Below are 23,251 nucleotides of genomic sequence, written 5' to 3' on the forward strand. Positions count from 1 at the left end.
CCTCGATGAACAGATGGAAGACGGTCATCGTCGCACTGGCGGTCACCCTGCCAAGCGGCGTCCTGCCGGCCGCCGCGCTTCCCGCCGGTGTGCTGCCCACCGGCGCGTTGCCCGCCGCCGCCGCCGCGCGATCCGCGGCCCCCCCGATCGAGAACGGCGAGACCCAGCCGATCTACTCGCGCGCCGACGCGCTCACTGAGACCGTGTTCGTCGAGGTCGCCGGGGTCGACAGCGACGCCGACGGCCGCCCCGACCGGGTCGCCGTCGACATCATGCGCCCCAAGGAGACCGCGTCGGGACTGAAGGTCCCGGTCGTCATGGAGGCCAGCCCCTACTACGCGGGCGGCAACGACGTGCCCAACCACGTCGTCGACCTCGACGGCTCCGACCCCGCGGGCATGGAGTACCGGCGCAACAAGTTCAACGACCTGCGCGACGAGATGTTCGGCGTCGACGGTTCCGACGTGAACCGCGCGGCCGCGCCGCCCTTCCGCGGCTACTACGACAACTACTTCGTGCCGCGCGGCTACGCGATCGCGCTGGTGGAGAACCTCGGCTCGGGACGGGCGACCGGCTGCCCCACGACCGGCCTGGACAACGAGACCGCGGGCCCCAAGGCCGCGATCGACTGGCTCAACGGCCGGGCCCGGGGGTTCGACGCGGCCGGGAACGAGATCAGGGCCGACTGGTCCACCGGGAACGTCGGCATGATCGGCGTCTCCTACAACGGCACGCTGCCCAACGCCGTCGCCGCGACCGGGGTCAAGGGACTCAAGGCGATCGTGCCGATCGCGGCCATCTCCTCCTGGTACGACTACTACCGCGCCAACGGCGGCGTGCTGGCGCCCGGCGGCTACCAGGGTGAGGACGCCGACGTGCTCGCCCGCTACGTCCTGACCCGCGAGAACGCCACGCAGGCCTGCGGCGCGCTGATGGACCGCATCGAGAAGGACCAGGACCGGGTCACCGGCGACTACTCCGACTTCTGGGATCAGCGCAACTACCTCAACGACGTGCACAAGGTCCGCGCCGCCGTCTTCCTGGTGCACGGCCTCAACGACTGGAACGTCAAGACCAAGCAGGCCGTCCAGTGGTGGGACGCCCTCGCGAAGCGGAACGTGCCCCGCAAGATCTGGCTCCACCAGGGCGCGCACTTCAACCCGTTCTCCTTCGCCGGGCGCAACGCCGAGTGGCTGCGCCAGCTCCACCGCTGGTTCGACTTCCACCTGTACGGCCTGCGCAACGGCATCATGGACGAGCCGCAGGCCGACGTGGAGTCGGGCCCGGGACAGTGGGCCCAGCACGCCTCGTGGCCGCTGCCCGGCACCCGTGACGCGCGGCTCCACCTGACCGCCGGCAAGGACGGCCGCAACGGCACCCTGGGCACCGACCGCCCCCGGGGCCGCCACACCGTCGAGTCCTTCGTCGACCAGAGCGCCCGCACCGCCGAGCAGCTCGCCGAGAACGCCGAGGCCACGGACCCCAACCGCCTGGCCTACCTGTCGGCCCCGCTGGCCCGCGACGCGCGGCTGTCCGGCACCCCCGAGGTCGAGGTGCGCGCCGCGTTCAAGGGCGGGCGCTCGCCGTACCTGACGGCGCTGCTCGTCGACTACGGCACCGACGCCCGCGCGTACGGCGACGTGGTCTACGGCGACACCCAGGTCTGCTACGGCCAGGGCGTGCCCGGCGACACCGGCTGCGCCCGGCTGGCCGAGCACACCACGGTGACCGCCCCCTACAAGATCATCACAAGGGGCTGGCTCGACGTCCGCAACCGCGACTCGGCCTCGAAGACCGAGCTCCTGCGCGAGGGCCGCTTCCACGACTTCCGCTTCGACCTCCAGCCGAACGACTACGTCGTCAAGGCCGGCCACCGGATCGGCGTCGTGCTCGTCTCCACCGACCGCGACTTCACCCTGCGCCTGCCCCCGGGCACCGGCGTCTCGGTCGACCCGGGATCCAGCTCGGTCACCCTCCCGGTCGTCGGCGGGCGCTTCGCCCTTCGCTGACCCCGGCCCCGTCCGGGAACGCGGACCCCTTCCGAAGGCGCGAGCCTTTCGGGAAGGCACGGCCTCCGGCCTCTCCCGGTCCGGGGAGAGGCCGGAGCGCGGTCCTTCGGGAAGCACGACCCCCGGCCCTCCCCGGGCCGGGGTCCGTGCCGCGGTGCGCGAGGCACCGCCGGATCAGTGGTGCTCGAACACGCAGTGGGCCGCCACGGTCTCGCTCGAACCGTCCGCCCGCACGCCGGTGATGCGCTCGGCCAGCTTCAGCGCGCCAGGGAGGTCCCCCTCGGCCTCCTCGCCCACCAGGCCGAGCTCGGTCCGCTCGGCGAGGTAGACGCCGGAGGCGTCGTCGCCGGGGAACAGCCAGTCGAAGTCGAGGACCTCCCGCCCGTCGGCGTAGTGGACGAAGCTCGCGACCATGTTGACGTTGCGGAAGACGCTCGCCGTCACCGTTCCCGAGGAGAGGCGGGACAGGACCTCCGGCAGCGTCCCCGCGAAGCCGTTCCACTCGCTGAGGATGGTCCCGCCCTCCGCGGGGCGGGCGGAGACGAGGCCCTCGTCGTAGTCCCCCTCCTCGTCGTCGCCGTCGAACACCTCGACGCGGAGGCGGGCGAGAGCCTCACGCGGGGTGAGGTCTCGGACGAAGGTCACGCAGAACGCGTCGTCGTCGATCCAGTCGTAGTCGCTCACGGGGGTCCGATCCTTTTGGGCTGACAGATCGGGAAGATCTTGGCACCGGGGACCGACAGAATCCGTCACCCCGCCCCCATCGTGATCTCGCGACGGGGCGATCCCCGCGGATCATGGAAAACCACCGTCTCCGACCCTCGGACGGCGGGGTGGTCATGAGGGAAAACCCTGGCTTGTCCCTGGCATCGGGGCTCTGGACTGCCGCCGGGCCCGGCGGGGGCCTAGCGTGGGGTGCATGGGACGAATTCTTCTGATCGTGGCGGCCGTGGTGATCGGCTTCCTCCTGCTGGGCTCGGTTCTGGGCTTCCTCTTCACGCTCCTCAAGTGGGCTCTGATCATCGGACTGGTGGGCGTGGTGGTCATGTTCGTGAGCAGGCTCTTCCGCTCCTCGAACACGCGCGACTGACCCCCGGCGCCGGAAAAGGTGGACGGCCGGACCGGTGATCAGCCGGAGGTGTCCGGTGCCAGGGCGCCGACCAGGTCGGCGGCGTCCAGCAGCTCCACCCGGCTCGCGTCCGCGCTCCACGGGTAGAGCGCGTAGAGCCGGGAGCCCTCGGGCAGGTCCAGGTCCGCGTGGACGAGCACGGCGAGGTCCGTGTCGCCCACCGGCCCCTCCCAGGGCTCGTCGTGGTCGTGTGTCGTCAGCCTGGTGACGAGACCGGCGACGTCCTCGCCGGCCCGGCGCGCGTAACGGGAGACCGAGCCGTCCAGGCGGCGGACCAGCACCTCGCCGGCGCGGGCGGCGGCGTGCCAGCACGCCACCTCCCACAGGGTGACGTGCCCGGCCCGCAGGTAGGAGTCCTCGATCGCGGCGTACATCCTGGCCAGATGCGAGCCGTAGCCCAACGCGTCGTGCCCGTACCCCTCACTGGCCTGGCCGAGATCGATCCAGCGCATCGTGCGCGACCACAGGTCGGTCACCAGAGGAGATCGGATCTTGTCGGAGCCGGTCAGATCGAAACGCTGCTCGACCGCCCGGGGGTCGAACAGGCCCTCCGGCCGGTTCATGAACCCGGCGAAACCGCGTACGAGATCGTCGAACGGCACGTCGTTGTAGCTGAAGACGATCGGTGTCGCGTAGCGCCCGCCGAGGGCCCGCAGCGCGGCGAGGTCGAGGTCGACGAACTCCGAGGCTCCGAGCGGCTCGGGGGCGGAGGTCAGGTCACCGGAGTGTACGGCGGCGGTCCCGTCCAGGCGCAGGTTGGTGTAGTCGCAGTGGCCGACGTACTGCCAGTGCGTGTCGTAGAGGATCACCGACAGGTCGAGGTCGATCCGCTCGTCCGGCGGCTCGGCCCAGTGCAGGAACAGGCGGATCCGATCCCCGTCGGGGAGCGGCTGCACGCTGCCACGCGGGATCCTGACCAGGGAGCCGGAGGCGGACCGCTCGGAGGTGGGCGCGACCAGGTCGGCCAGCCCCTCGTCCAGCAGCACCCGCCCCAGCGGGGGCAGTGCGCCCGCGCGGCGCAGCATCTCGCCGGTCAGCGCCGCGACGACCGGCACGGTCTCACCCTCGGGCAGCTCGGAGCGATCGTCCGGCCGCACCCAGGCGCGCGCGGTGTCGCCGCGCGGAAGGAAGACCCGCGTCCCGCCGACCGGCGTGCGGAGCCTGCCGAGGGCGGCGATCAGCACCCCGGGCGCGACCCGGGGCGCGGCGGCGGTGGTCGCCTCGGCGACGCCCTTCTCCCCGTTGGACAGGAGCTTGAAGAGCCGCCGCACCAGCTCGCCCGGCCTCGCGGCGAGCAGCGGCAGCGCGGGCTCGCCCGCGCGCAGCGCCGCCTCCACCCGGCTCGCGAAGGTCTCCGCGCGCAACCGCCCGCCGTCCACGCGCAGCACGTCGGGATGCCCGGCCGCGTGCTCCAGCATCGCCCGTCCGAACGCGCCGGTGAGCGGGGTGCCGCGCAGCGCCGCGAAGGCCAGCGCCACCGTGGGGTGGCGCCGGTGGAACTCGTGCGGGTGCAGCGTCTCCGCCATGTGCTTCCACGCCTCGGGGTGGCGGTTCAGGTCCTCCACGAGGTGGCGCAGGGGCAGCGAGTCGAGGCGGGCCAGCAGCACGCGGCGTACGGGACGGGGCAGGGAGAGACGGCGCGGCGGCCTGGTGCGCAGGCCCGGGTCGCCGCCCATGAGCGCGTACAGCAGGCGCAGCACGTCGGTCGCCGTGTCCGCGTGCCGGTCGAGCAGGTCGCGCGCGGCGGCGGGGGAGAGGTGGGGCAGTAGCGTCGCCAGGACGGCCGCCCTGGTCTCGCGGACCGGGATGCTCTCCGGCAGCCAGCTCGCCGCCCCCGGCAGGTGGTCGCCGATCAGCACGGTGACGTCCTCGCGGTCGGCCGCCGACAGGGGGGTGCGGCGCTCCAGCAGCGAGACGGCGACCTCCCGGGCGGCCGCGGCGACGTCGTCGCGGAACGAGAGCAGGCCGAGGGAGCGGCGGGTGACGGCCGCTGTGGGCGCTGTGGACGCTGCGGGCGCTGTGGGCGCGGTCCGGGCCGCGGGGACGTCGGTCGGGCGCAGGAAGGGGTCGTCCGGGTCGATCCTGCGGTGGCAGATCGGGCAGCCCGCGTAGTCGGAGCCGTCCCAGCAGGCGTGGCAGACCAGGTGGGCGCAGGGGGAGACCGCGTGCACGGTGTCCTTTCGCCCGCACAGCGCGCACGGCTGCTCGGGCTCCTGCAGCAGGGCGGTGAACACCCTGCGGACGTAGAGCTCGGCGGTGCCGGCGGGGACGCTCTCGGGAAAGTGACGGAAGAGCGGCACGTGCTCGACGTGGTCGCCCGTCTCCTTCCGCAGCGCGTGCAGGAGCCCGCGGCCCGCCAGGCCGAGGTCGGTGGCCGTCATCCGCCCGAACTCGGCTCTGAGCGCGGCCGACATCAGGAAGCCGTGCTGCAGGAGCTCGGTCTCCAGCACCTGCATGCCGAGCCCGAGGTCGGGCCCGGAGATCCACCGCGAGCCGCGCGGCTTGCGGAAGTAGCGCCTCGGAGGGGTCGCGGCCTCCCCTGGGGGGAGGAGGGCGGGAAGCACGAGCCGGCGCCGCCGCAGCAGGATCTCGGCCGTCCTGTCCATCGTGTGCTCTCCCTGATCGAGCTCCCTGTCGGAAGAATGCGAGGAGGGGCGGAGAGCGGACGCGCTAAAGCCCTTTGCATGAGAAGGAAGCACGTCCAGGAGCCGCCCCTCGGGGGATAACCGTACTGTCCCCCGGGACCCTTTGTCGTCCGGGTTTCCCGCCGCGGGCGCGGCCCCGTCTCCACCGGCGGGACGTACCTGTCACGGCGGGCGGGCGTCCCCGTCGCCTTCCGCCGTCTTCCGCCGGCTCCGGTCGTCCGGGGTCAGTCCTGGGAGACGTGCTTCAGCTGGAGGTCGTCGAGCAGGGTGCGGGTCGCGGCGGCCACCGCCTCGACGGCCCGCTCGAAGGCCTCGGCGTTGCGCGCCGACGGGGAGCGGAACCCCGACACCTTGCGGACGTACTGGAGCGCGGCGGCTCGCACGTCGTCGTCGGTCACGTCGCTGGCGTAGGGCTCACGAAGGGTCTTGATACTCCGGCACATGACAGGACGGTACTCCGTCTCGCGGCTTTTCCGATCCGCCCGATCCGATCGGTCTCGCCGGAACCACCCGGCGGGGCACGTCCTGCCCTGCCGGAACCACCCGGATCACGACGGATCATGCCGGATCGCGCCGGAAACGTCCGATCCGGCCGCCGGATCGCGCCGCAACCACCGGGTCCGGCCCCCGGTCACGCCGGGGCCAGGCGCCGCCCGCCGGGGCGCGCCGGCGGTCAGCCGTCGCGCTCGCACTGGATCGCGTCGGCGGCCAGGATGGCGCCGAGAAGCCCCGGGAAGAGCGTGTCGAGGTCACGCCGGCGCAGCGCGTTCATCTTGGCCGTGCCCCGGTAGGCCTGGTTGATCACGCCCGCCTCGCGCAGCACCCGGAAGTGGTGGGTGGTGGTCGACTTGGTGACCGCCAGCTCGATCGCCGAGCAGGGGGCCTCCTCGTCCTCCTCCAGCTGCCACAGGAAGCGCACGATCTGAAGGCGCATCGGGTCGGACAGGGCGTGCAGCACGCCCTCCAGACGGATCTCCCCGCACGCGGGGTGCTCCAGAGCCCTGGCGGACGCGGTCGACACGGTGGGTCCCTTCTGTGGGTCGACTCGATTGTACGAAGGTGATCGTAGTTTGACATCTTTCGTAGTACGTAGACTATCGTATTAGATGTGAAGCCGGGGCGCCGTCCCCGAGATCCCTCCCGAGAAGGAGTACGGCCGTGAGCGCCCTGTTCGAGCCCCTGACGTTGAGGTCCGTCACCATCCCCAACCGGGTCTGGATGGCTCCGATGTGCCAGTACTCCGCGGCGGTCGAGGGACCGGAGCAGGGAGTGCCGACCGACTGGCACCTGTCCCACCTGGCCGCCCGCGCGGTGGGCGGCGCCGGGCTCATCCTGACCGAGGCCACCGCGGTGGCGCCGGAGGGACGCATCAGCCCGGCCGACCTCGGGATCTGGAACGACCGCCAGCGGGAGGCGTTCACCCGCGTCACCCGCTTCCTGCTGGAGCACGGCGCCGTGCCCGGCATCCAGCTCGCGCACGCGGGGCGCAAGGCCTCCACCCGCCGCACCTGGCAGGGCGGCGCGCCCACCGGCCCCGGCGAGCACGGCTGGCAGCCGGTCGGGCCGAGCCCGATCCCCTTCAGCGACGTCCACCCCACTCCCACGGAGCTGGGCGCCGGCGACATCGACCGGATCGTGGACGACTTCGCCGCCGCGGCGCGGCGGGCGCTGGAAGCCGGCTTCCAGGTGGCCGAGATCCACGGCGCGCACGGCTACCTGATCGCCGAGTTCCTGTCGCCCTTCAGCAACCACCGCACCGACGCGTACGGCGGCTCGTACGAGAACCGCACCCGCTTCGCGCTCCGGGTCGTCGACGCGGTCCGCGCGGTCTGGCCGGACGAGCTTCCCCTCTTCTTCCGCATCTCGGCCACCGACTGGCTGGCGGAGGACCCCGCCGACGACCGCGAGGGCTGGAGCGCGGATGACACCGTCCGCTTCGCCAAGGACCTGCTCGCCCACGGGGTCGACCTGCTCGACGCCTCGACCGGAGGCAACGTCGCCAGGGCGCGCATCCCCGCGGGGCCCGGCTACCAGGTGCCGTACGCGGCCAGGGTGAAGGCCGAGACCGACCTGCCGGTGGGCGCGGTCGGTGAGATCACCCGGCCCCGGCAGGCCGAGGAGATCATCGCCTCGGGCCAGGCCGACGCCGTCCTGCTGGGCCGCGAGCTGCTCCGCAACCCCTACTGGCCGAACCTCGCCGCCCGTGAGCTCGGCTCCGCCGGAGCCCGCTGGCCCGACCAGTACCACCGCGCGGTCTGACCCGGTTCCAGCCGCCACCCGCGCGCGTTCCCGCCGCCGGGCGGGGAGGTGACCCGTCCGGATGAGGCGACGCGCGCGGGTGGGGCGGAAGGCGGCGAACCGGTCCGCCAGGGGGGACGCGGGCCGGTCCGCCTGTCAGGGGGAGCGGCGTTGGGCGGACCGGCCCGCCAGGGGGCGAACCCCCGGGGGTCGAGCGGGCCGGTCCGTGATCATGGGGTGGCGCGGCGCAGGGCCACCGCGTCCCGGCGGACCGCGGCGGGAGCCTGGCCGTCGATGAGCAGGCGGCGCATCAGGGTCGCCACCTCGCCCATGGTCCCCGGGCCGAAGCCGCGGCGGGTCACCTCCTGGGTGCCGATCCGCAGGCCCCGCGCGGGCTCACCGGGAGGTTGCCCGGGAAGGTGGACGCCGCTGAGATAGACGCCGCCCTCGGCCAGCAGCCGGGCGGCCTCGTCCCCGCCGCCGAACGCGGCGGCGTCCACCGCCACGTGGTGCGAGACGGTCCAGCCCCGGTGGGCGGCGGCCACGGTGAAACCCTCGCCGTCCAGCGCCGCGGCCAGCGCCCCGGCGTTGGCGACGCAGCGGTCGGCGTACCCGGAACCTCCCGCGGCGTGCTCGGCGGCGGCCAGGGCCAGCGGTGCCAGCCGTGAGGCGTCGTAGTTGGCGGTCAGGCCGGGATAGGCGGCCGCCGCCACCTGGCGGGCGAGATCCTCGTCACGGGTCACGACGGCCGCCCCCGGCGGGCCGCCGAAGGACGTGTAGGTGGACATGGTCACCAGGTGCGCGCCCTCGTCCAGCGGCCGCTGGAACCGGCCGCCCGCGATCAGCCCGGCCACGTGCGAGGCGTCGTAGACCAGCAGGGCCCCCACCTCGTCGCACGCCGCCCGCACTCCCGCGACGTCGTACGGGAAGAGCATCAGGCTCGCGCCGATCACCACCAGCGCGGGCCGGTGCTCGCGCAGGAACGCCGGCAGGGCCGCGTGGTCGACGTCGAGCCGCCCGGCGTCGTAGGGCAGGCCGGCCACCCGCAGGCCCCGGATCCCGGCGGCGCCCTGGGCATGGTGACTCGCGTGGCCCCCGGCGGTCTCCGGCAGCACCGCGATCGTGTCGCCGGGGCGGGCGAACGCGCTGTAGCAGGCGAGGTTGGCCAGGGTGGCGCTCTGCAGCCGCACCTCGGCGAACTCGCCGCCCATCAGCGCCGCGACCTGGAGCGGGGCGAGCACCTCCAGCACGTCCAGCTCGTCCAGGCCGGTCTGGTGCTTGTCCCCGGGCCAGCCCATCGACGGGCGGCAGCCCAGGGAGATCTCGTGCGCGGCCCTCGCGCGCGCGCTCATCGTGTTGGTGCCCGCGTACAGGACCACGCCGTCCTCGTCGAGGCGGCCGCGGTGCTCGGCCAGCACCGCTTCGACCAGCCGGGTGACCGCGTCGAGTCCCAGCCCGTCCACCTCGGCCTCGAGCTCGGCCAGGCGCAGCTGTGCCCGCGGGGGCGCCCACGGGGCGACGCGGCTGCGCTCCTCCATGAGGCTCCTTTCACCGGGCGATCGGACGGCTCTCACGAGACGGACTCCCCGCCTCTCGCGAGGCGGACTCCCCGAAATGAACAAGTGCGACGCTACGGCTCGCGCCAGATCGAGTCATCGTTCCGACGCCGGAGATACTTCCTACATATGTAGGATCGGACCGTGATAGCGGACGATGTCCAGGACCTGCTGGAATCACTGGCCATGGCGGTGGGCAGGGGCATGTCCGTGGACGACCTGGAGGGCCGCGTCGTCGCGCACAGCGCCCACCACGGGGAGGTCGATCAGGTCAGGGCCCAGGCCATCCTCTCGCGGTCCGTTCCCGCGGAGGTGAGCGCCTGGCAGGAGGCGCACGGGGTGGCCGCGACCCGCGATCCGGTGCGGATCCCGAAAAATCCTGATCTGGGGATGGCGGCCCGGCTCTGCGTGCCCCTGCTCCACCAGGACCGCCGCGTCGGCTACCTCTGGATCATCGAGGGACATGGCCCGCTGAACCCGCAGGAGCGGGACAGGGCCGTACGCGACGCCGCCGCGATCGCCGCCCTGCTCGACGACGGCGGCAGCTCCCACACCCTGAGCCAGCTGCTCATCGGCGAGATCGGCGTGCGGCGTGCGGCGGGTGTGCTCGGCGAGGGGCCGCTGCGCGTCCTGGCGCTGCGCGGCGACCCGGACGGCCTGCGCGAGGCGGTCGGCGCCGAGCTCGCCAGGGTGCGCCGCCCGCCGGCCTTCACGATCCTGGACCGCCACGCCGTGCTGCTGCTGAACCGCGGCGAGGACGCGACGGCGCTGGGAGAGCGGCTGGCCGCCAGGATCCGGGTGGGAGTCGGGGTCAGCGCGTCGCACCCGGGGCTGGAGTCGGTCGTACGGGCGCACGAGGAGGCGCTCACCGCGGCCAGGGCCGCCGCGGCGGAACGCACGCTGCGGCCGGTCGCCCACTGGCCGGACCTGGGCGTCTACCGGCTGCTCGCCGAGCCGCTCACCGGCAGGCCGGGTTCGGCGGGCGGCCCGCTCGACACGCTGCGCGAGCACCCGGCGCTCCTCGTCACCCTGGAGACCTATCTCGACAGCGGGGGAGACGCGCAGGAGACCGCCAGACAGCTGCACCTGCACCGCACCAGCCTCTATTACCGCCTCGCCAGAATCGAGCAGCTGGCCGGCCGCAACCTCAAGAACGGAACCCACAGGTTAGAACTCCATCTCGCGCTGAAGCTCTGTCGCTGGAACGCGGTGTAACGGCCGGGTAATCAGGGCACAGCTCTCCGGTGCCGCAGTTGATCAGCGAGATCATGACCGTCATCGTCGTACTCGTGCTCATCCCGCTGTCGTTGATCCTTGTGTCCGTGGTCTTCCTGGTGGCGCTGGCCGCTTTGGCTCTGGGGACCTCGCGGGAGCAGGATGGGAGAACGACATCCCGGAGGTAGACGGTGCGGCAACTCAGTGCGGTGGACACGCAGTTCCTGAATTTCGAGACCTCGACGAACGTCGCGAACATCGGGGGACTCGCGATCCTGTCCGGTGGGCTGTCGCGCGGCGACCTGGTGTCGCTGCTGGCCCACCGCCTCCACCTGGCCGCGCCCTTCCGGATGAGGCTCGCCTTCGTCCCGCTCGGCCTTGACCATCCGTACTGGACCGAGGACTCCCGGCTCGACCTCGACTACCACGTGCGCGAGATCGCGCTGCCCAGGCCGGGCAGTGACAAGCAACTGGGCGAGCAGGTGGCCAGGCTGCACGCCCGCCGCCTGGACCGGCGCCGCCCGCTCTGGGAGATGTATCTGATCCACGGCCTCCGCGGCGACCGTACGGCCCTCTACATGAAGGTCCACCACTCCGCGGTCGACGGCGTCACCGGCGCCGACGTGCTGGCCAGCCTGCTGGACACCTCACCCGAGCCCGTCGAGGTCCGGCTGGCACCCGCGGCCGAGCCCGAGGAGGAGATCGACACCGGGGAGATGGTCGTCAGGGGGCTGGCCAAGGCCGTCGTCAACCCGGCCAACACGGTACGGTTCCTGATCAACGCCGTCCCGCACCTCGACGAGATCCCGCTGATCTCCCAGGTGCCCGGGGCGGGGCTGGTCTCGCGGCTCACCAGGGACCTGGCCACCTACCTGTCCGGATCCGGGGCCGCCGAGGTGCCCGCCATGCCCCGAATGACCGTTCCCCGGACTCCCTTCAGCGGCAGGATCAGCGCGCACCGGCGGTTCGCCTACACCACCCTGCCGCTGGAGGACGTCAAGCTGGTCAAGAACGCCTTCGGCGTCACGGTGAACGACGTGGTGATGTCCCTGTGCGCCGGGGCGCTGCGCCAGTGGCTGCTCAAGCACGACGCGCTGCCCGAGCAGCCCCTCGTCGCGGGGGTGCCGTTCTCGCTCCGCGTCCCCGGCGACCAGAGCACGGGCAACCAGGTCAGCATCATGATCACCACTCTGGCGACGCAGATCGCCGACCCGGTGGAACGGCTGATGGCGGTACGGGACGCCATGCGCCTGATCAAGGACCGCTCGTCGCTCGCCCCGGCGCGCTGGCTCCAGCAGCTCAGCGACATGATGCCCTCCGCGCTGACCGGTCTGGCCTCCCGCGCGGCCTTCAACCTGTTCGCCGGCAGCGCGGGCCCGATCAACGTGGTGATCTCCAACGTGCCCGGCCCGCAGCTCCCCCTCTACGTGAGCGGCGCCAGGCTGCTCTCGTACCACCCCGTCTCCGTCGTGACCGACGCCAGCGGCGGCATCAACATCACGGTCTTCTCCTACGACGGCTCACTTGACGTCGGCGTGATCGCCTGCAGGGAGATGGTCCCCGACGTGTGGACCGTCACCGACTATCTCAGGGACGCCCTCCTGGAGCTCAAGTTCCTCGTTGAGGAGCAGTGACAGCCCGGGGGCGTCCTCGACGAAGCGCAGGGTCTTCTCCAGGCAGACGATCGAGCCCCGCTCCTGCCGCTTGACGAACCGGATGTCGTCGGCCAGGGCCTGCATGATCAGCAGTCCCCGGCCGTGCTCGGAGGTGGGGGCGGGGGAGGCGGTCTCCGAGAAGTCGAAGCCGTTGCCGGCGTCCACCACCTTGATCACGCAGCGGTCCCTGGTCAGCTCGGTGCTGACCATGTAGTCGTCACTGGGGGTGGCGTGCTGGATGACGTTGGAACACGCCTCCGAGAGCATGAGCTGGATGTCCTCGCGAATCTGCGGCACCACGCCCAGGGCCTGGAGCGAGGAGTCGAGAAGTTGCCTGATCACGGGAACACTCGCGGCGTCACGCGGCAGACGCAACGCGATCGTGGCCTCCACAGTCCCCTCCTTTCGCAGCGATGTGTAGAAGCTTTGCCCTGGGCGACCCTTCCTAATCGGGGATGGGTGATCGTGTCCCTGGAATACGGCAACGCATGGCAAAGTGCTGCATACGTGACAGGTAATCGGATGTGCGGAGGATTCGTTCCGGGCGCGGAACGTCCGCCGGGCGGGGGTCGCAGACCCCCGCCCGGCTTGGATGATCGATGACGCTAGCCCGAGAAGGCGTCCGTCGCGGCCTGGCAGAAGGCCTTGAGGTCGTCGGGCTTGCGGCTGGTGATCAGGGTGTTCGGGCCCGCGGAGCAGATCACGACCTCGTGGTCCTCCCAGGTCGCCCCGGCGTTGCGCAGGTCGGTCCGCAGGCTCGGCCAGGACGTGACCTTCCGGCCGCGCACGACGTCCGCCTCGATCAGGGTCCAGGGCGCGTGGCAGATGGCCGCGACCGGCTTGCCCGCGTCGAAGAACCCCTTCGCGAAGCCGACGGCCTCCGGCACGGTCCGCAGGAAGTCGGGGTTGGCGACGCCGCCCGGCAGCACCAGCCCGTCGAAGTCGGCGGCGGAGACCTCCTCGACCGTCGCGTCCACCGGGAAGGTGTCGGCCCTGTCGAGGTGGTTGAACCCCTGGACCTGACCCTGCTCGGTGGAGATGAGCCTGGGGGTTCCTCCCGCCTGCTTGACGGCCTGCCAGGGCTCGGTGAGTTCGACCTGCTCGATGCCCTCCGGGGCCACGAGGAACGCGATCGTCTTGCCGTTCAGCATGTCGTCTCCTCCGTTGACGTGCGGTGATGTCATCAAAGGGATGCCATGCCCGAAGAGTCGGGATCCATGCCGGAACCGTCGGTACCGGGACGGACCTTGCGCCGGCGGAGGCCGGAGGCGATGAGCCGGGTGACGAGCTCGCGCGAGGACACGGCCTCGGCGCCCAGCGCGACGGCCCGCTCGTAGACGGTCTCGGGAACGTCGTAGTGGTCGCGGTCGAACGCCCGGCGCGGTACGCCGAGCAGCTCCGCGAAGGCGTGCAGCTCCCCGGTCGAGCTGTCGCTGACCAGGTGTGACCACAGCAGGTCGCGCGGACCCGGCCAGTTGGGCGGGTCGATGAGCACGCTCACCGCCGGGCGAGGTCGAGCGCGACCTCCAGGGCGGCGGCCTGGCGCTCCTCGTCGGTGATCGACTCGTCCCTGAGCATGAACAGCGAGGCGTGCAGCGCGAACAGGGCCATCGAGTGCCTCAGCTGGGTGGACAGGGGATCCTCCGGGTCGACGAGGAAGGCGAGCAGCTCGAACATCCGCTCGCGGGTCTTCTCCATCGTCGGGTGGTTCTTGAGCGAGGTCTGGTTGCGCTCGAAGAACCGCATGACCTCGCGGTGCCTGCCCCGGTACAGGTCGTGGGAGTAGCGGCGGATCAGCTCCTCGCGCGTCTCGTCGGTACGCGGCTGGGAACGGGCCCAGGTGACCAGCTCCTCGATCGCCCTCACCCGGTCCTCCGCCAGGCTGGCGATGATGTCGTCCTTGGTCTTGAAATGGTAGTAAAGCGCCGCTTTGGTCACGCCGAGGGCCTCCGCGATCTCGCGGAGCGAGGTGGCCTCGTAACCCTGCTCGGTGAAGAGCTTCAGGGCGATCTCCTGGATGCGCGTCCGTGTGTCGGCGTGTTCCCTCATGGTTCCCTTACCGAGAAATCAACTTGACGGCCGGCAAGTAAGCGGCTTACATTCCAGCATAGCCGATGCTAGCCGGTCGGCAAGTAAGGAAGATCCACAACGATCTCCAAAGGATTTCAAACAGGGGGCGAAGAAGTGAAGGAGACCGCGGCCGCGCCGGCGCGGCGTCGCGAGGTCATGGTGGTGCTGCCGGGCCTGATGCTCGCGATGGTCCTGGCCATGCTCGACAACATGATCGTCAGCACCGCGCTGCCCCGCATCGTCGGTGAGTTCGGCGGGCTGACACACCTGTCCTGGGTGGTGACCGCCTACGTGCTCGGCACCACCGTCTCGACCCCCATCTGGGGCAAGATCGGTGACCTGTACGGCAGGAAGAGCATCTTCCTCGCCTCCATCGTCATCTTCATGATCGGCTCCGCGCTCTGCGGCATGGCCGGATCCGAGATGCTCGGCGGGCCGTCCGACGGCATGGCGCAGCTCATCGCCTTCCGCGCGCTCCAGGGCCTGGGGGCCGGGGGCCTCATGGTCAACGCGATGGCGATCATCGGTGACCTCGTCCCGCCCCGCGAGCGCGGCCAGTACCAGGGCATCATGGCCGCCGTGATGTCGCTCGCCATGATCGCGGGCCCGCTCGTCGGCGGGTTCATCACCGACCACCTCGACTGGCGCTGGGCCTTCTACGTGAACCTGCCCGTCGGGTTCGTTGCCCTGGCCCTGCTGGTGGTCAAGCTGCAGTTGCCCAAGCTCCGTACCGAGCACCGCATCGACTGGCTGGGCGCGGCCCTGCTCTCGGTCGGCATCACCGCGCTGGTCCTCATCACCACCTGGGGCGGCAACGAGTACGAGTGGGGGTCGTGGCAGATCCTCGGCCTGGCGGGGCTCGCCGTCGTCACGCTGGTGCTGTTCGTCCTGGTGGAGCGCCGCGTCGCCGAGCCCATCCTGCCGCTCAACGTCTTCCGTGACCGCAACTTCAGCCTGATCTCGGGCGTGGGCTTCCTGCTCGGCTTCGCCATGTTCGGCGCGATCAACTTCCTTCCGCTGTTCCAGCAGACCGTCCAGGGGGCGAGTGCCACCAACTCCGGCCTGCTGCTGCTCCCGATGATGGGCGCCGCCATGGTGGTCTCGCTCTTCGTCGGCCGCGCCATCACCCGGACCGGCAAGTACAAGATCTATCCGATCGTCGGCGGCGCGGGCATGGCGCTCGCCATGTGGCTGCTCTCCCTGATGGACGTCCACACCCCCGCCTGGCAGACCGGCGTGTTCATCGCGGTGCTCGGCCTCGGCATGGGCTTCCTGATGCAGACCACCATGCTGATCGCCCAGAACAGCGTCGAGCAGAAGGATCTCGGCGTCGCCAGCAGCGCCTCGACCTTCTTCCGTTCCATCGGCGGATCGTTCGGCGTCTCGCTGTTCGGCGCGGTCTTCAACAACCAGCTCACCTCGAGCCTGGAGAGCAAGCTGGGCGCCGCGGGCGAGCGGCTCGCCTCGGGAGGCGCCCAGTTCAACCCGGCCGCGCTGCACGAGATGCCCGCCAACGTGCGGGTCGGCTTCCTGGAGTCGCTGGCCGAGTCCGTCTCCAGCGTCTTCTGGTGGGCGATCCTGTTCGCCGTCCTGGTGCCGCTGCTGGCGGCCTTCATCAAGGAGATCCCGCTGCGCGGCGGGCCCGAGGCGTCCGAGGAGGCCCAGACCCCGGTCCCGGCGCTCGACTGACCGGCCGACCGGTGCGAGGCCCAGACCCCGGTGCCCGGCCGACCGGCTCGCCGAGGCCTGGGGGCCGGCCGGCCCCAGGCCCCAAGTCCCGGCCCAGCGATCCCCAAGCCGCCCCCGCCACGATGGGGGCATGAAGACAACCACCCCCGCCGCCGGGTACGTCACCCGGCGGCCGCTGGCCGGCGACGCCCGCGAGATCCACGAGCTGATCTCGCTCTGCGACACCCAGGTGATCGGCAAGGCCGACATGACCCTGGACGACGTCGCCGACCAGCTGAACGACTCCTCCTTCGACGCGGAGTCCGACGGCTGGCTCGTCCACGACGAGACCGGGCGGCTGGTGGCGTGGGCCTGGGCCTGCCGCAAGGGCGGCGGCGACAACGTCGACGTGGACGTCGTCGTGCACCCCGCCACGCCGGACCTGACCGGCCCGCTCTGGGACACCGTGACCGAGCGGGCCAGGCAGATCACCGCCGAACTCGGTCACGACCGGGCCGTGGTGGACATCGGCCTCTACCGCGAGGACAGCGGCAAGCGCGCCGTCGCCGCCGCCCGCGGCTTCTCCGCCGCCACCAGCTTCATCCGGCTCCGCGCCGACCACGAGGGGACGGTGCCCCGGCCCGAGCTCCCGGCCGGGACGACGGTGCACCACGGGCTCACCGAGGAGGTACGCCGCCAGGGCCACGCCGTGGAGCAGGCCGGTTTCGCCGAGCACTTCGGGTTCACCCCGAAGGACTACGACGAGTGGTACGGCGAGCTGGACTCCTCGGTCAGCACCGACTGGGCCCAGCTGACGGTCGCCCGCCTCGACGGCGAGCCCGTGGCGATGCTGCTGGGGACCAACGCCTTCCTCGGCGACGAGAACTGCGGCTACGTGCGCCGGCTGGCCGTACTCCCCGCCTTCAGGGGCCGGGGCCTGGGCCGGCTCATGCTGCGCGGGGCGTTCGCCGACGACGCACGCCGCGGGCGGGCCGGCACCTATCTCCACGTCGACGCCAACAACAGCACGCCCGCCCTCGACCTCTACCTCTCGGTGGGCATGCGCCAGGTGCTGGCCATCGACGTCTGGCGGCGCACGATCTGACCGCGCGGAGAGCGGTCATCCGTCCGGGGTCACCCGGTGCTTGGAGAGATGGGCCAGCACCGCCTGGTTGGCCTCCCAGCCGTCGGGGAACTTCACCGGCACGCCGAGCTGGACCGGCTCGGACGACGGGTGGGCGTCCAGGAGTTCGGGAATGCCCGCCCTGGCCACCACGACGCAGGCGTGGCGGTGCCGGGAGGTGAGCACGCACAATCGCCCCGACTCCAGATGGAACGCGGTGGCGTCGCGGCGCCCGGAGAGCGGGTGGAGCACGATCGTCACGTCGTACTCCCTGCCCTGCAGGCGGTTGGCGGTGTCCACCGTGATCTCCGGCGGCACTCCGGCGGCCCTGATCGCGGCGACCTGGTCGCGGTGCGCGGCGCCGATGGCGATCCGGTCGGCCGTGACGGGATGGCTGCCGCGCTCGGAGTGCGCGACCGGGCCCCGCTGGAGCAGCCGCGTGGCCAGGAGCGCGGTCGCCGCCACGGCCTCCGCGTCGGTGCGCACCGTGTGGCGGCTCGGCAGCTCGTACAGCGCCCAGCCCGACACCGCCGCCTCCTCCAGCGCCCGGTCGTGGGAGGTGCGCATGCCGTTCACGGTGAACTCCAGCGACCGGTCGTCGGGGCCCGTCCCGGCGCGGAAGCCGGTGAACGGGTAGAACGCCTCGGAGACCACCGGCGCCGCCGACGCCGGCAGCCGCCAGGAGACCGGCAGCCGGTGCACCGGCAGGTCGGGATTGTGCCGCAGCAGCACCGAGACCGCGCTCTGCACCGGGTCCCACGACAGGCCCGCCCAGCGGTCGCCGTCCACGATCGAGAACGGGTCGAGCTGGCCGGGGTCGCCCACGAACAGCGCCCGCTCGAACAGCGAGGCGATGCGCAGCAGCTTGTCCGAGCGCATCTGGTACGCCTCGTCGACGATGGCCCACGGCCAGGTGCGGTCGCCGATCCAGGCCCACTTGTCGGCGGTGGCGATCACCACGGCCGGGTCTCCCAGGTCGGGCAGCTTGCCCGCGACCGAGACGTTGGGGTGGGCGAGGATGCGGGCGGGCGTGATGTAGCCGCTCGCCGACAGGCGGCCGATCGGCAGGTCGGGGTGCCCGGCCGCGAGCCGCTCCACCAGGTCGTCGACCTGCTCGTTGGTCTGGGCGACGATCATCAGCGGCTCGCCGGTCTCCGCGATGTGCCCGGCGGCCTTCACCACCAGCGTGGACTTGCCCGCGCCCGGCGGCGAGTCCACGACCACGCCGCGGTGGCGGGGCAGGTCGGCGAGCACGGCCTCCACCACGGCCGCCGCCTCCTGCTGCGGGGTCATGCCGCACCCCCGTCGCGGCCCGCCCCGCGAGGAGCGCGCGCGACCGGACGGGACACCGCCCGGCGACGCGGGGTCCGGTGAACGCTCACAACCATTCCTCCTGCGCGTCGTCGTCACTGGGTTCGTACTCCTGCGGGGGCCCGCCGTGGGTCCACGGCGTCTGCTCCGGGTCGGGCAGCGCCGCCGACGACTGGAAGTCGTCGGTCAGCGAGGTGTACGAGACCCGCTCGCCCGGCTCGGGCACCGAGCCGGGGGCCGGTGTCCTGCCCCGCCCCATCCCCTTGGTGACCTTGAGGGTGATCTCCCCGTCCGCGATCTCGACGATCTCGGCGGCGTGGCCGCGCCGGTCGGGGCTGCCGACCGTGGTGCCGGGAGCGAGCCGCACCGGGTCGCCGGTCCGCACCGTGATCAGGGGGCGGAGCTTGCGCGAGCGGCCCTCGCCCTCGCTGTGCTCGGGGTCGGCGGACGTCACCGTCCCGGCGAAGGCCTCGCCGCTCAGCCGGTACTCGGCCATGAGCAGCGGGTCGTCGTGGGCCCGCTGCACGTCGTAGCTCGCCCGCGCCCGCTCCAGGCCCGCCAGTCGCGCGGCGGCGCCGACCGCCCCGTCCCTGCGCGCCTGCGGCGGCCCGCCCTCGGCGATCCGCTCGACGAACCGGGTGAACGACCCGCGGTCGATCTCCCAGCGGTCCTTCACCCGTGACCCCTCGGGCAGGGAGCGCAGCAGGTCCACGCTCCGCCACATCAGCCGCCAGGTGGGGTCGAGCTGGGTGCGCAGCGCCTGGGCGATCCGGTCGACGGCGCGATCGGTCGGCGCCTCCTCGTAGGCGCGTATCGCGGGGCCGAGCACCTCGTTGTCGAAGCCGGGGTCGGTGGCGGGACCGGCCGGAGGCCAGAGCAGCGGGTCCTCGGCCTCCTCGGCCGCCCGGCGTCCGGACATTCCCGGCGGCGGATCGATCCACCCCAGCAGCGCCGCCAGGTTGGCGTCCTCCAGCCCGCTCTGCCCGGTCGCCCAGTGCAGGCTCAGCGCCTCGGTGGCCGCGAGCAGCACCGAGGAGCCCGGCTGCCGCGACCGGTCGCCGAAGTAGGTCAGCCACCGGCCGAGCAGCGGTACCGAAGGATGCACCGGGTAGGGGCCGTCGGCCCGGCGGAACCGGGTGGACCGGCCAAGCAGCCCGGCGAACGAGGCCGCCGGCCGGTTCGGCACCAGGATCTGCGGCGCGTCCAGGCATCGCTCGTACGGCTCGCCGCCTCTTCGCTCGACCGTCTCGGTGCTCTTCTCGAACCCCTCGATGTACGGCAGCAGCACCTCGGCCAGCCCGGCGGCGAAGGCGAACCGCAGGTCCCGGTTGCGGGGCTGGGGAACGATGAGCAGCCGGGGGTGACCCGGGTCGGTGCCCACCATGGCGGCCAGCGGCGCGGCGGCCTCGCCCGCGAGCTTGAGCGGGATGAGCACCATCGGCTGGGCGGAGATGTGGCAGTGCCGGACCGTGGTGATCCGCTGCGCGACGCCGTCCCTGACGGCCCGCAGCTGCGCCAGCGCCGTCAGCGTGCTCACCTGCCGCCCCCCGTCCGCCTCGGGGACCCGGCCGGGCCCGTTGCGCCGGTCTCCGCCGCGGTGACGTCTCGTGCGGCCGTTTCGCGGGTATCCGCCGTGGTGACGTCCCGTGCGGCCGATGCGCCCGTCCTCACCGCAGCGACTCCTCGCGCAGCCGGTTCGCCAGCCGGAGCAGGCGGGCGATCTCCTCCTGTCCCTCGGCCGGTTCGCGGGTGCCCTCGGCCAGGCCGAGCGCCTCGTCCATGCCGGAGACGCCGCCCAGCTGGTCGCGTACCTGGCGCCCGAGCAGGTCGGTGGACCCGCAGGCGCGGGCCTCGTGACGGCAGAACATGCACAGGTCGCAGGTGGACAGGCAGTCGGGCGCGTAGCGGGCGGGCACCTGGAGCAGCGCCTGGGCCAGCTCCTCCGCCGAGCGGGTCGGCACGCCGTCCTCGCCGGGGGCCAGATCGAAGGTCAGGTCGCCGGGCAGGCCCTCCAGCAGATGCTCGACCCTGGTCATCCGGGTGAGCTGGCGGGTGAGCACCGAGAGATGCTTGCGCACGTCGACCAGTGCCGCCGTCGGGCGGTTGGCGAAGTTCTCCGGGCAGACGAGGACCACGTCGTGGGAGACACGCTGCGGGTCGTGGCCGAGGTCGGCCATGAGCGTGCGCAGCGCCAGGACGTAGACCGCGGCCTGCCGCGTCGCCGCCGCGACCTTGTCCGGCTCGGCCTGGCCGTCGATCATGCCGAACGACTTGATCTCGACGATGTGGAAGCGTCCCCCGATCTGGAAGGCCACCACGTCCGGCTCCAGGTAGGAGGTGTGCCCGGCGATCTGCAGGCTGAACAGCGGATGGTCGTAGAACACCGCGGTCCCGTCGTCCTCGCGCGCCGCGCGGTCGATCAGCGCCCGGGTGTGCGAGTGGCGCAGGTGGGAGCCGACGCTCTCCACGTCCTGGTAGCCGACCTGGGCGACGGCCAGGCCGAGCAGCTCGCGCAGCAGCCGCAGCAGCTCGGCGCAGCCGTTCTCCTTCACCAGCGCCTCGAACACGTTGCCACGGCTGATCGCGAACTGGGACTGGCCGAACGGCGCGGGGAAGCCGACGTGCCGGGCCGTGAGGTCCTTGTCGACACCGGCGGCGTCCATCAACGCCCGGCGCGCGCAGCCGGGGTTGGCGGCGAGCGCCGCGATGGCCCGCGCGTCGTGCGGGCGGGACGGCATCGGCCCGCGCAGCTCGTCAAGCCTGTTCGGGAAGGACCTCTCCCTGAGCTTGTTCATGAGCCGGTCTCCCCGTCCAGCCTGGTCTTCAACAGGCCCCCCTCAAGGTGTTCATCGCGGTGGCGCCGAACAGGCGCTCCACGTCCGGTAGTTGCCTCGTCGCCCGTGCCGCCACCTCGGCCCGCTGCGCGGAGTCGGCGGCCAGGTGCACCTCCAGCTCGGCCCGCGCCGCGCGGATCGCGGTCGCCGGGTCGGCCGGGGCGAATCCTTCGACGGCCCCCGGGATGTTCTGCGCCATCCGTGACAGCAGCCGCACCGCACCCGGGGGCGGCTCCGCCAGCCGGGTCAGCTGCTCGGCGACGCGCACGGCCGAGGTGAGGAAGTCGACGCGCGGGCTCAGCGGTCCCAGCACCCGCAGCTCGGGCGGCCACGTGCTGTCGGCGAGCAGCCCCCGGGCGGGGGAGAGGCGGTCGGTCAGCGCGGCGCACAGGTAGTACGGCCTGGCGTAGGGGTCGCCGCGGAACGAGCGCTCCTCGTCGCGCCGCAGGCTGGTCAGCTGGGAGCCGCGCAGCTCGCGGGAGAAGAAGGCGTCGTTCACCGCCACGATCAGTTTGGCCGGCGTCGGCACGCCCAGCATGGTCAGTGCCTGGTGGACCTGCTCCCTGATGGGCAGCAGCGAGGTCTCGGGTTCGTGTGGCGGCGTCGGGGCCGCCGGGATGTCGGAGGCTATCGCCGCGTCCCACGCCTGCTCGGCCCTACGTAAATCCCCGCGCAGCGACCGGGCGAGCGAGTTCTCCCTCGCCTTGACCGCCCGTCGCACCTCGGCGCGGAGGTCGGCTATTCGCCGTTCCAGCGCGTCCAGTGAATCACTCACGGCCCGGAGCGTAACAGGAGTTCCATCAGCCTCCCCTGAATTCCAGCGAATTCCAGCATTAAAGGGCAAGTCATTGAATGGCAATAACGGGCGAAAGGTGCATTGAAGGTGAAAATCGCCTAGGCGAAGCCGGGGTGGCCGAAGAGCGGCGGGCCGTCCGGCTGTTCGTCCAGCTCCCTGGCGAGGCTCCTCAGGTGGTAGCCCGGCCTCTCGGCGCCGTAACGGTCGCCCGCCACCCGCTCGCCGCCGCCGACGTTCGGCCGCGCGCCCTCGACCATCCGGCGAATGACCGCCTCGCGTTCCGCCGGGCGGGCCCGCTCGCCGTCGAGTCCCGTGCCGGTCATCGCATCTCACCCCTAAAAATCTTAACCAGGTTAAGATGTTGACCAAGTTGCGCTTCTGTTAGGTTGAAACGCGTGACAGGACTTCGGGAACGCAAGAGACAGCAGGTCCACGAGGCGATCTCGGCGGCGGCGATCACGCTCTTCCTGGAGCGCGGCTTCGACGAGGTGTCGGTCGCCGAGGTGGCGGCGTCGGCGGGGGTCTCCAAACCGACCCTGTTCAAGTACTTCCCGACCAAGGAGGACCTCGTCCTGCACCGCATCTCCGACCACCAGGGGGAGGCCGCCCGGGTCGTCCGCGAGCGCGGGGCGGGCGAGAGGCCGCTGGCGGCGCTGCACCGGCACTTCCTGGCCGGGCTCGACCGGCGCGATCCCGTGACGGGGCTCAACGACCACCCCGAGGTGCTCGGCTACCACCGGATGGTCTTCTCCACGCCCGGCCTGGCTGCCCGGGTGCTTCACTACACGGCCCTCGACGAGGAGGCTCTCGCCGCCGCGCTCGCCGAGGACACCGACGAGCTCACCGCGCTGCTCGTCGCCGGCCAGGTCCTCGCCGCGCAGCGGGTGCTGGCCCGGCGCAACTGGCTGACCCTGGCCGGGGGGGCGACGGCCGAGGGGATCCACCCGTCGGCCGTCCCCGCCGCCGACCACGCGTTCGCCCTGCTCCCCGAACTCCCCTGAA

General features: G+C 72.1%; 23 protein-coding genes. 9 read left to right on the forward strand and 14 right to left on the reverse strand.

Features of this window, described 5'->3' with window-relative positions:
* Positions 1-5 precede the first annotated feature (5 nt).
* Complete coding sequence (locus ACTOQ3_RS33925) at positions 6-2,009, forward strand: Xaa-Pro dipeptidyl-peptidase (RefSeq protein WP_440087557.1); 2,004 nt, start codon at positions 6-8, stop codon at positions 2,007-2,009.
* Between the two features lie 174 nt (positions 2,010-2,183).
* Here ACTOQ3_RS33925 and ACTOQ3_RS33930 read toward each other — a convergent pair whose 3' ends face one another.
* Entirely contained in the window at positions 2,184-2,693 is a 510-nt protein-coding gene (locus ACTOQ3_RS33930; RefSeq protein ID WP_440087558.1) for a DUF6461 domain-containing protein, read from the reverse strand.
* 235 nt (positions 2,694-2,928) lie between these two features.
* Between ACTOQ3_RS33930 and ACTOQ3_RS33935 the strand changes: the two genes are divergently transcribed.
* The gene (locus ACTOQ3_RS33935; RefSeq protein ID WP_389917953.1) at positions 2,929-3,099 is read left to right on the forward strand and encodes a hypothetical protein; all 171 of its coding nucleotides are present in this window, start codon (positions 2,929-2,931) and stop codon (positions 3,097-3,099) included.
* Between the two features lie 38 nt (positions 3,100-3,137).
* Here ACTOQ3_RS33935 and ACTOQ3_RS33940 read toward each other — a convergent pair whose 3' ends face one another.
* The 3 genes from ACTOQ3_RS33940 to ACTOQ3_RS33950 all read right to left on the reverse strand — a co-directional run bounded on the left by ACTOQ3_RS33940 (position 3,138) and on the right by ACTOQ3_RS33950 (position 6,804).
* Positions 3,138-5,744, reverse strand: coding sequence for an MXAN_6230/SCO0854 family RING domain-containing protein (locus ACTOQ3_RS33940; RefSeq protein ID WP_440087559.1), 2,607 nt, complete (start codon positions 5,742-5,744; stop codon positions 3,138-3,140).
* A 263-nt stretch (positions 5,745-6,007) separates the two neighbouring features.
* Entirely contained in the window at positions 6,008-6,226 is a 219-nt protein-coding gene (locus ACTOQ3_RS33945; RefSeq protein ID WP_440087561.1) for a DUF2277 domain-containing protein, read from the reverse strand.
* 230 nt (positions 6,227-6,456) lie between these two features.
* Positions 6,457-6,804, reverse strand: a complete 348-nt coding sequence (locus ACTOQ3_RS33950; RefSeq protein ID WP_440087563.1) for an ArsR/SmtB family transcription factor — start codon at positions 6,802-6,804, stop codon at positions 6,457-6,459.
* Between the two features lie 137 nt (positions 6,805-6,941).
* On the opposite strand from ACTOQ3_RS33950, the gene ACTOQ3_RS33955 reads away from it, so the two are divergent.
* Positions 6,942-8,042, forward strand: a complete 1,101-nt coding sequence (locus ACTOQ3_RS33955) for an NADH:flavin oxidoreductase/NADH oxidase (RefSeq protein WP_362849349.1) — start codon at positions 6,942-6,944, stop codon at positions 8,040-8,042.
* A 209-nt stretch (positions 8,043-8,251) separates the two neighbouring features.
* Here the strand turns inward: ACTOQ3_RS33955 and ACTOQ3_RS33960 are convergent, their stop codons facing one another.
* Positions 8,252-9,559: a serine hydroxymethyltransferase gene (locus tag ACTOQ3_RS33960; protein ID WP_440087564.1), complete on the reverse strand. Its 1,308-nt coding sequence runs from the start codon at positions 9,557-9,559 to the stop codon at positions 8,252-8,254.
* Positions 9,560-9,721: 162 nt separating this feature from the next.
* Here ACTOQ3_RS33960 and ACTOQ3_RS33965 point away from each other — a divergent pair, with 162 nt between their 5' ends.
* From ACTOQ3_RS33965 to ACTOQ3_RS33975, 3 genes are read left to right on the forward strand one after another with little or no spacing between them, the layout of a single operon-like run.
* A complete protein-coding gene (locus tag ACTOQ3_RS33965; protein ID WP_440087565.1) occupies positions 9,722-10,792 on the forward strand; it encodes a PucR family transcriptional regulator in 1,071 nt (356 codons plus the stop codon).
* A 29-nt stretch (positions 10,793-10,821) separates the two neighbouring features.
* The gene (locus ACTOQ3_RS33970) at positions 10,822-10,980 is read left to right on the forward strand and encodes a hypothetical protein (RefSeq protein ID WP_440087566.1); all 159 of its coding nucleotides are present in this window, start codon (positions 10,822-10,824) and stop codon (positions 10,978-10,980) included.
* Positions 10,981-10,983: 3 nt separating this feature from the next.
* Entirely contained in the window at positions 10,984-12,426 is a 1,443-nt protein-coding gene (locus tag ACTOQ3_RS33975) for a WS/DGAT/MGAT family O-acyltransferase (RefSeq protein WP_440087567.1), read from the forward strand.
* Here ACTOQ3_RS33975 and ACTOQ3_RS33980 read toward each other — a convergent pair.
* The 4 genes from ACTOQ3_RS33980 to ACTOQ3_RS33995 all read right to left on the reverse strand — a co-directional run bounded on the left by ACTOQ3_RS33980 (position 12,313) and on the right by ACTOQ3_RS33995 (position 14,496).
* Positions 12,313-12,840, reverse strand: coding sequence for an ATP-binding protein (locus tag ACTOQ3_RS33980; protein WP_440087568.1), 528 nt, complete (start codon positions 12,838-12,840; stop codon positions 12,313-12,315). The genes ACTOQ3_RS33975 and ACTOQ3_RS33980 overlap by 114 nt on opposite strands.
* A gap of 212 nt (positions 12,841-13,052) precedes the next feature.
* On the reverse strand, positions 13,053-13,598 hold the full coding sequence (locus tag ACTOQ3_RS33985; RefSeq protein ID WP_440087569.1) for a type 1 glutamine amidotransferase domain-containing protein: 546 nt from the start codon (positions 13,596-13,598) through the stop codon (positions 13,053-13,055).
* A gap of 32 nt (positions 13,599-13,630) precedes the next feature.
* Complete coding sequence (locus ACTOQ3_RS33990; protein ID WP_440087570.1) at positions 13,631-13,948, reverse strand: DUF4031 domain-containing protein; 318 nt, start codon at positions 13,946-13,948, stop codon at positions 13,631-13,633.
* Entirely contained in the window at positions 13,945-14,496 is a 552-nt protein-coding gene (locus tag ACTOQ3_RS33995; RefSeq protein ID WP_440087572.1) for a TetR/AcrR family transcriptional regulator, read from the reverse strand. Before ACTOQ3_RS33995 ends, ACTOQ3_RS33990 begins: the two co-directional genes overlap by 4 nt.
* A gap of 135 nt (positions 14,497-14,631) precedes the next feature.
* Here ACTOQ3_RS33995 and ACTOQ3_RS34000 point away from each other — a divergent pair, with 135 nt between their 5' ends.
* Positions 14,632-16,206, forward strand: a complete 1,575-nt coding sequence (locus ACTOQ3_RS34000; protein ID WP_440087574.1) for an MDR family MFS transporter — start codon at positions 14,632-14,634, stop codon at positions 16,204-16,206.
* A gap of 130 nt (positions 16,207-16,336) precedes the next feature.
* Complete coding sequence (locus ACTOQ3_RS34005) at positions 16,337-17,290, forward strand: GNAT family N-acetyltransferase (RefSeq protein ID WP_440087576.1); 954 nt, start codon at positions 16,337-16,339, stop codon at positions 17,288-17,290.
* Between the two features lie 15 nt (positions 17,291-17,305).
* Here ACTOQ3_RS34005 and ACTOQ3_RS34010 read toward each other — a convergent pair whose 3' ends face one another.
* The 5 genes from ACTOQ3_RS34010 to ACTOQ3_RS34030 form a co-directional block, all read right to left on the reverse strand.
* Positions 17,306-18,601 carry an AAA family ATPase gene (locus ACTOQ3_RS34010; protein ID WP_440087578.1) on the reverse strand — a complete coding sequence of 432 codons (1,296 nt, stop codon included), beginning with the start codon at positions 18,599-18,601 and terminating at the stop codon, positions 17,306-17,308.
* 85 nt (positions 18,602-18,686) lie between these two features.
* Positions 18,687-20,156 (reverse strand): hypothetical protein, encoded by a 1,470-nt coding sequence (locus ACTOQ3_RS34015; protein WP_440087580.1) that lies wholly within the window; start codon positions 20,154-20,156, stop codon positions 18,687-18,689.
* Positions 20,157-20,286: 130 nt separating this feature from the next.
* Positions 20,287-21,414, reverse strand: a complete 1,128-nt coding sequence (locus tag ACTOQ3_RS34020; protein WP_440087581.1) for a hypothetical protein — start codon at positions 21,412-21,414, stop codon at positions 20,287-20,289.
* Between the two features lie 28 nt (positions 21,415-21,442).
* The gene (locus ACTOQ3_RS34025; RefSeq protein WP_440087582.1) at positions 21,443-22,228 is read right to left on the reverse strand and encodes a hypothetical protein; all 786 of its coding nucleotides are present in this window, start codon (positions 22,226-22,228) and stop codon (positions 21,443-21,445) included.
* 119 nt (positions 22,229-22,347) lie between these two features.
* A complete protein-coding gene (locus ACTOQ3_RS34030; RefSeq protein ID WP_440087583.1) occupies positions 22,348-22,572 on the reverse strand; it encodes a hypothetical protein in 225 nt (74 codons plus the stop codon).
* A gap of 72 nt (positions 22,573-22,644) precedes the next feature.
* On the opposite strand from ACTOQ3_RS34030, the gene ACTOQ3_RS34035 reads away from it, so the two are divergent.
* Complete coding sequence (locus ACTOQ3_RS34035; RefSeq protein WP_440087584.1) at positions 22,645-23,250, forward strand: TetR/AcrR family transcriptional regulator; 606 nt, start codon at positions 22,645-22,647, stop codon at positions 23,248-23,250.
* The last annotated feature ends 1 nt before the right edge of the window (position 23,251 follow it).

The organism is Streptosporangium sp. LJ11, assembly GCF_051918945.1.
GTDB lineage: Bacteria > Actinomycetota > Actinomycetes > Streptosporangiales > Streptosporangiaceae > Streptosporangium.

Excerpts from the sequence above, each read along its gene's own strand:
- ACTOQ3_RS33925 (WP_440087557.1), top strand. The coding sequence starts at position 6 with ATGAACAGATGGAAGACGGTCATCGTCGCACTGGCGGTCACCCTGCCA.
- ACTOQ3_RS34020 (WP_440087581.1), bottom strand. The coding sequence starts at position 21,414 with ATGAACAAGCTCAGGGAGAGGTCCTTCCCGAACAGGCTTGACGAGCTG.
- ACTOQ3_RS33960 (WP_440087564.1), bottom strand. The coding sequence starts at position 9,559 with ATGGAGGAGCGCAGCCGCGTCGCCCCGTGGGCGCCCCCGCGGGCACAG.
- ACTOQ3_RS33995 (WP_440087572.1), bottom strand. The coding sequence starts at position 14,496 with ATGAGGGAACACGCCGACACACGGACGCGCATCCAGGAGATCGCCCTG.
- ACTOQ3_RS33945 (WP_440087561.1), bottom strand. The coding sequence starts at position 6,226 with ATGTGCCGGAGTATCAAGACCCTTCGTGAGCCCTACGCCAGCGACGTG.
- ACTOQ3_RS33940 (WP_440087559.1), bottom strand. The coding sequence starts at position 5,744 with ATGGACAGGACGGCCGAGATCCTGCTGCGGCGGCGCCGGCTCGTGCTT.
- ACTOQ3_RS34010 (WP_440087578.1), bottom strand. The coding sequence starts at position 18,601 with ATGACCCCGCAGCAGGAGGCGGCGGCCGTGGTGGAGGCCGTGCTCGCC.
- ACTOQ3_RS33985 (WP_440087569.1), bottom strand. The coding sequence starts at position 13,598 with ATGCTGAACGGCAAGACGATCGCGTTCCTCGTGGCCCCGGAGGGCATC.
- ACTOQ3_RS34005 (WP_440087576.1), top strand. The coding sequence starts at position 16,337 with ATGAAGACAACCACCCCCGCCGCCGGGTACGTCACCCGGCGGCCGCTG.
- ACTOQ3_RS34030 (WP_440087583.1), bottom strand. The coding sequence starts at position 22,572 with ATGACCGGCACGGGACTCGACGGCGAGCGGGCCCGCCCGGCGGAACGC.
- ACTOQ3_RS33935 (WP_389917953.1), top strand. The coding sequence starts at position 2,929 with ATGGGACGAATTCTTCTGATCGTGGCGGCCGTGGTGATCGGCTTCCTC.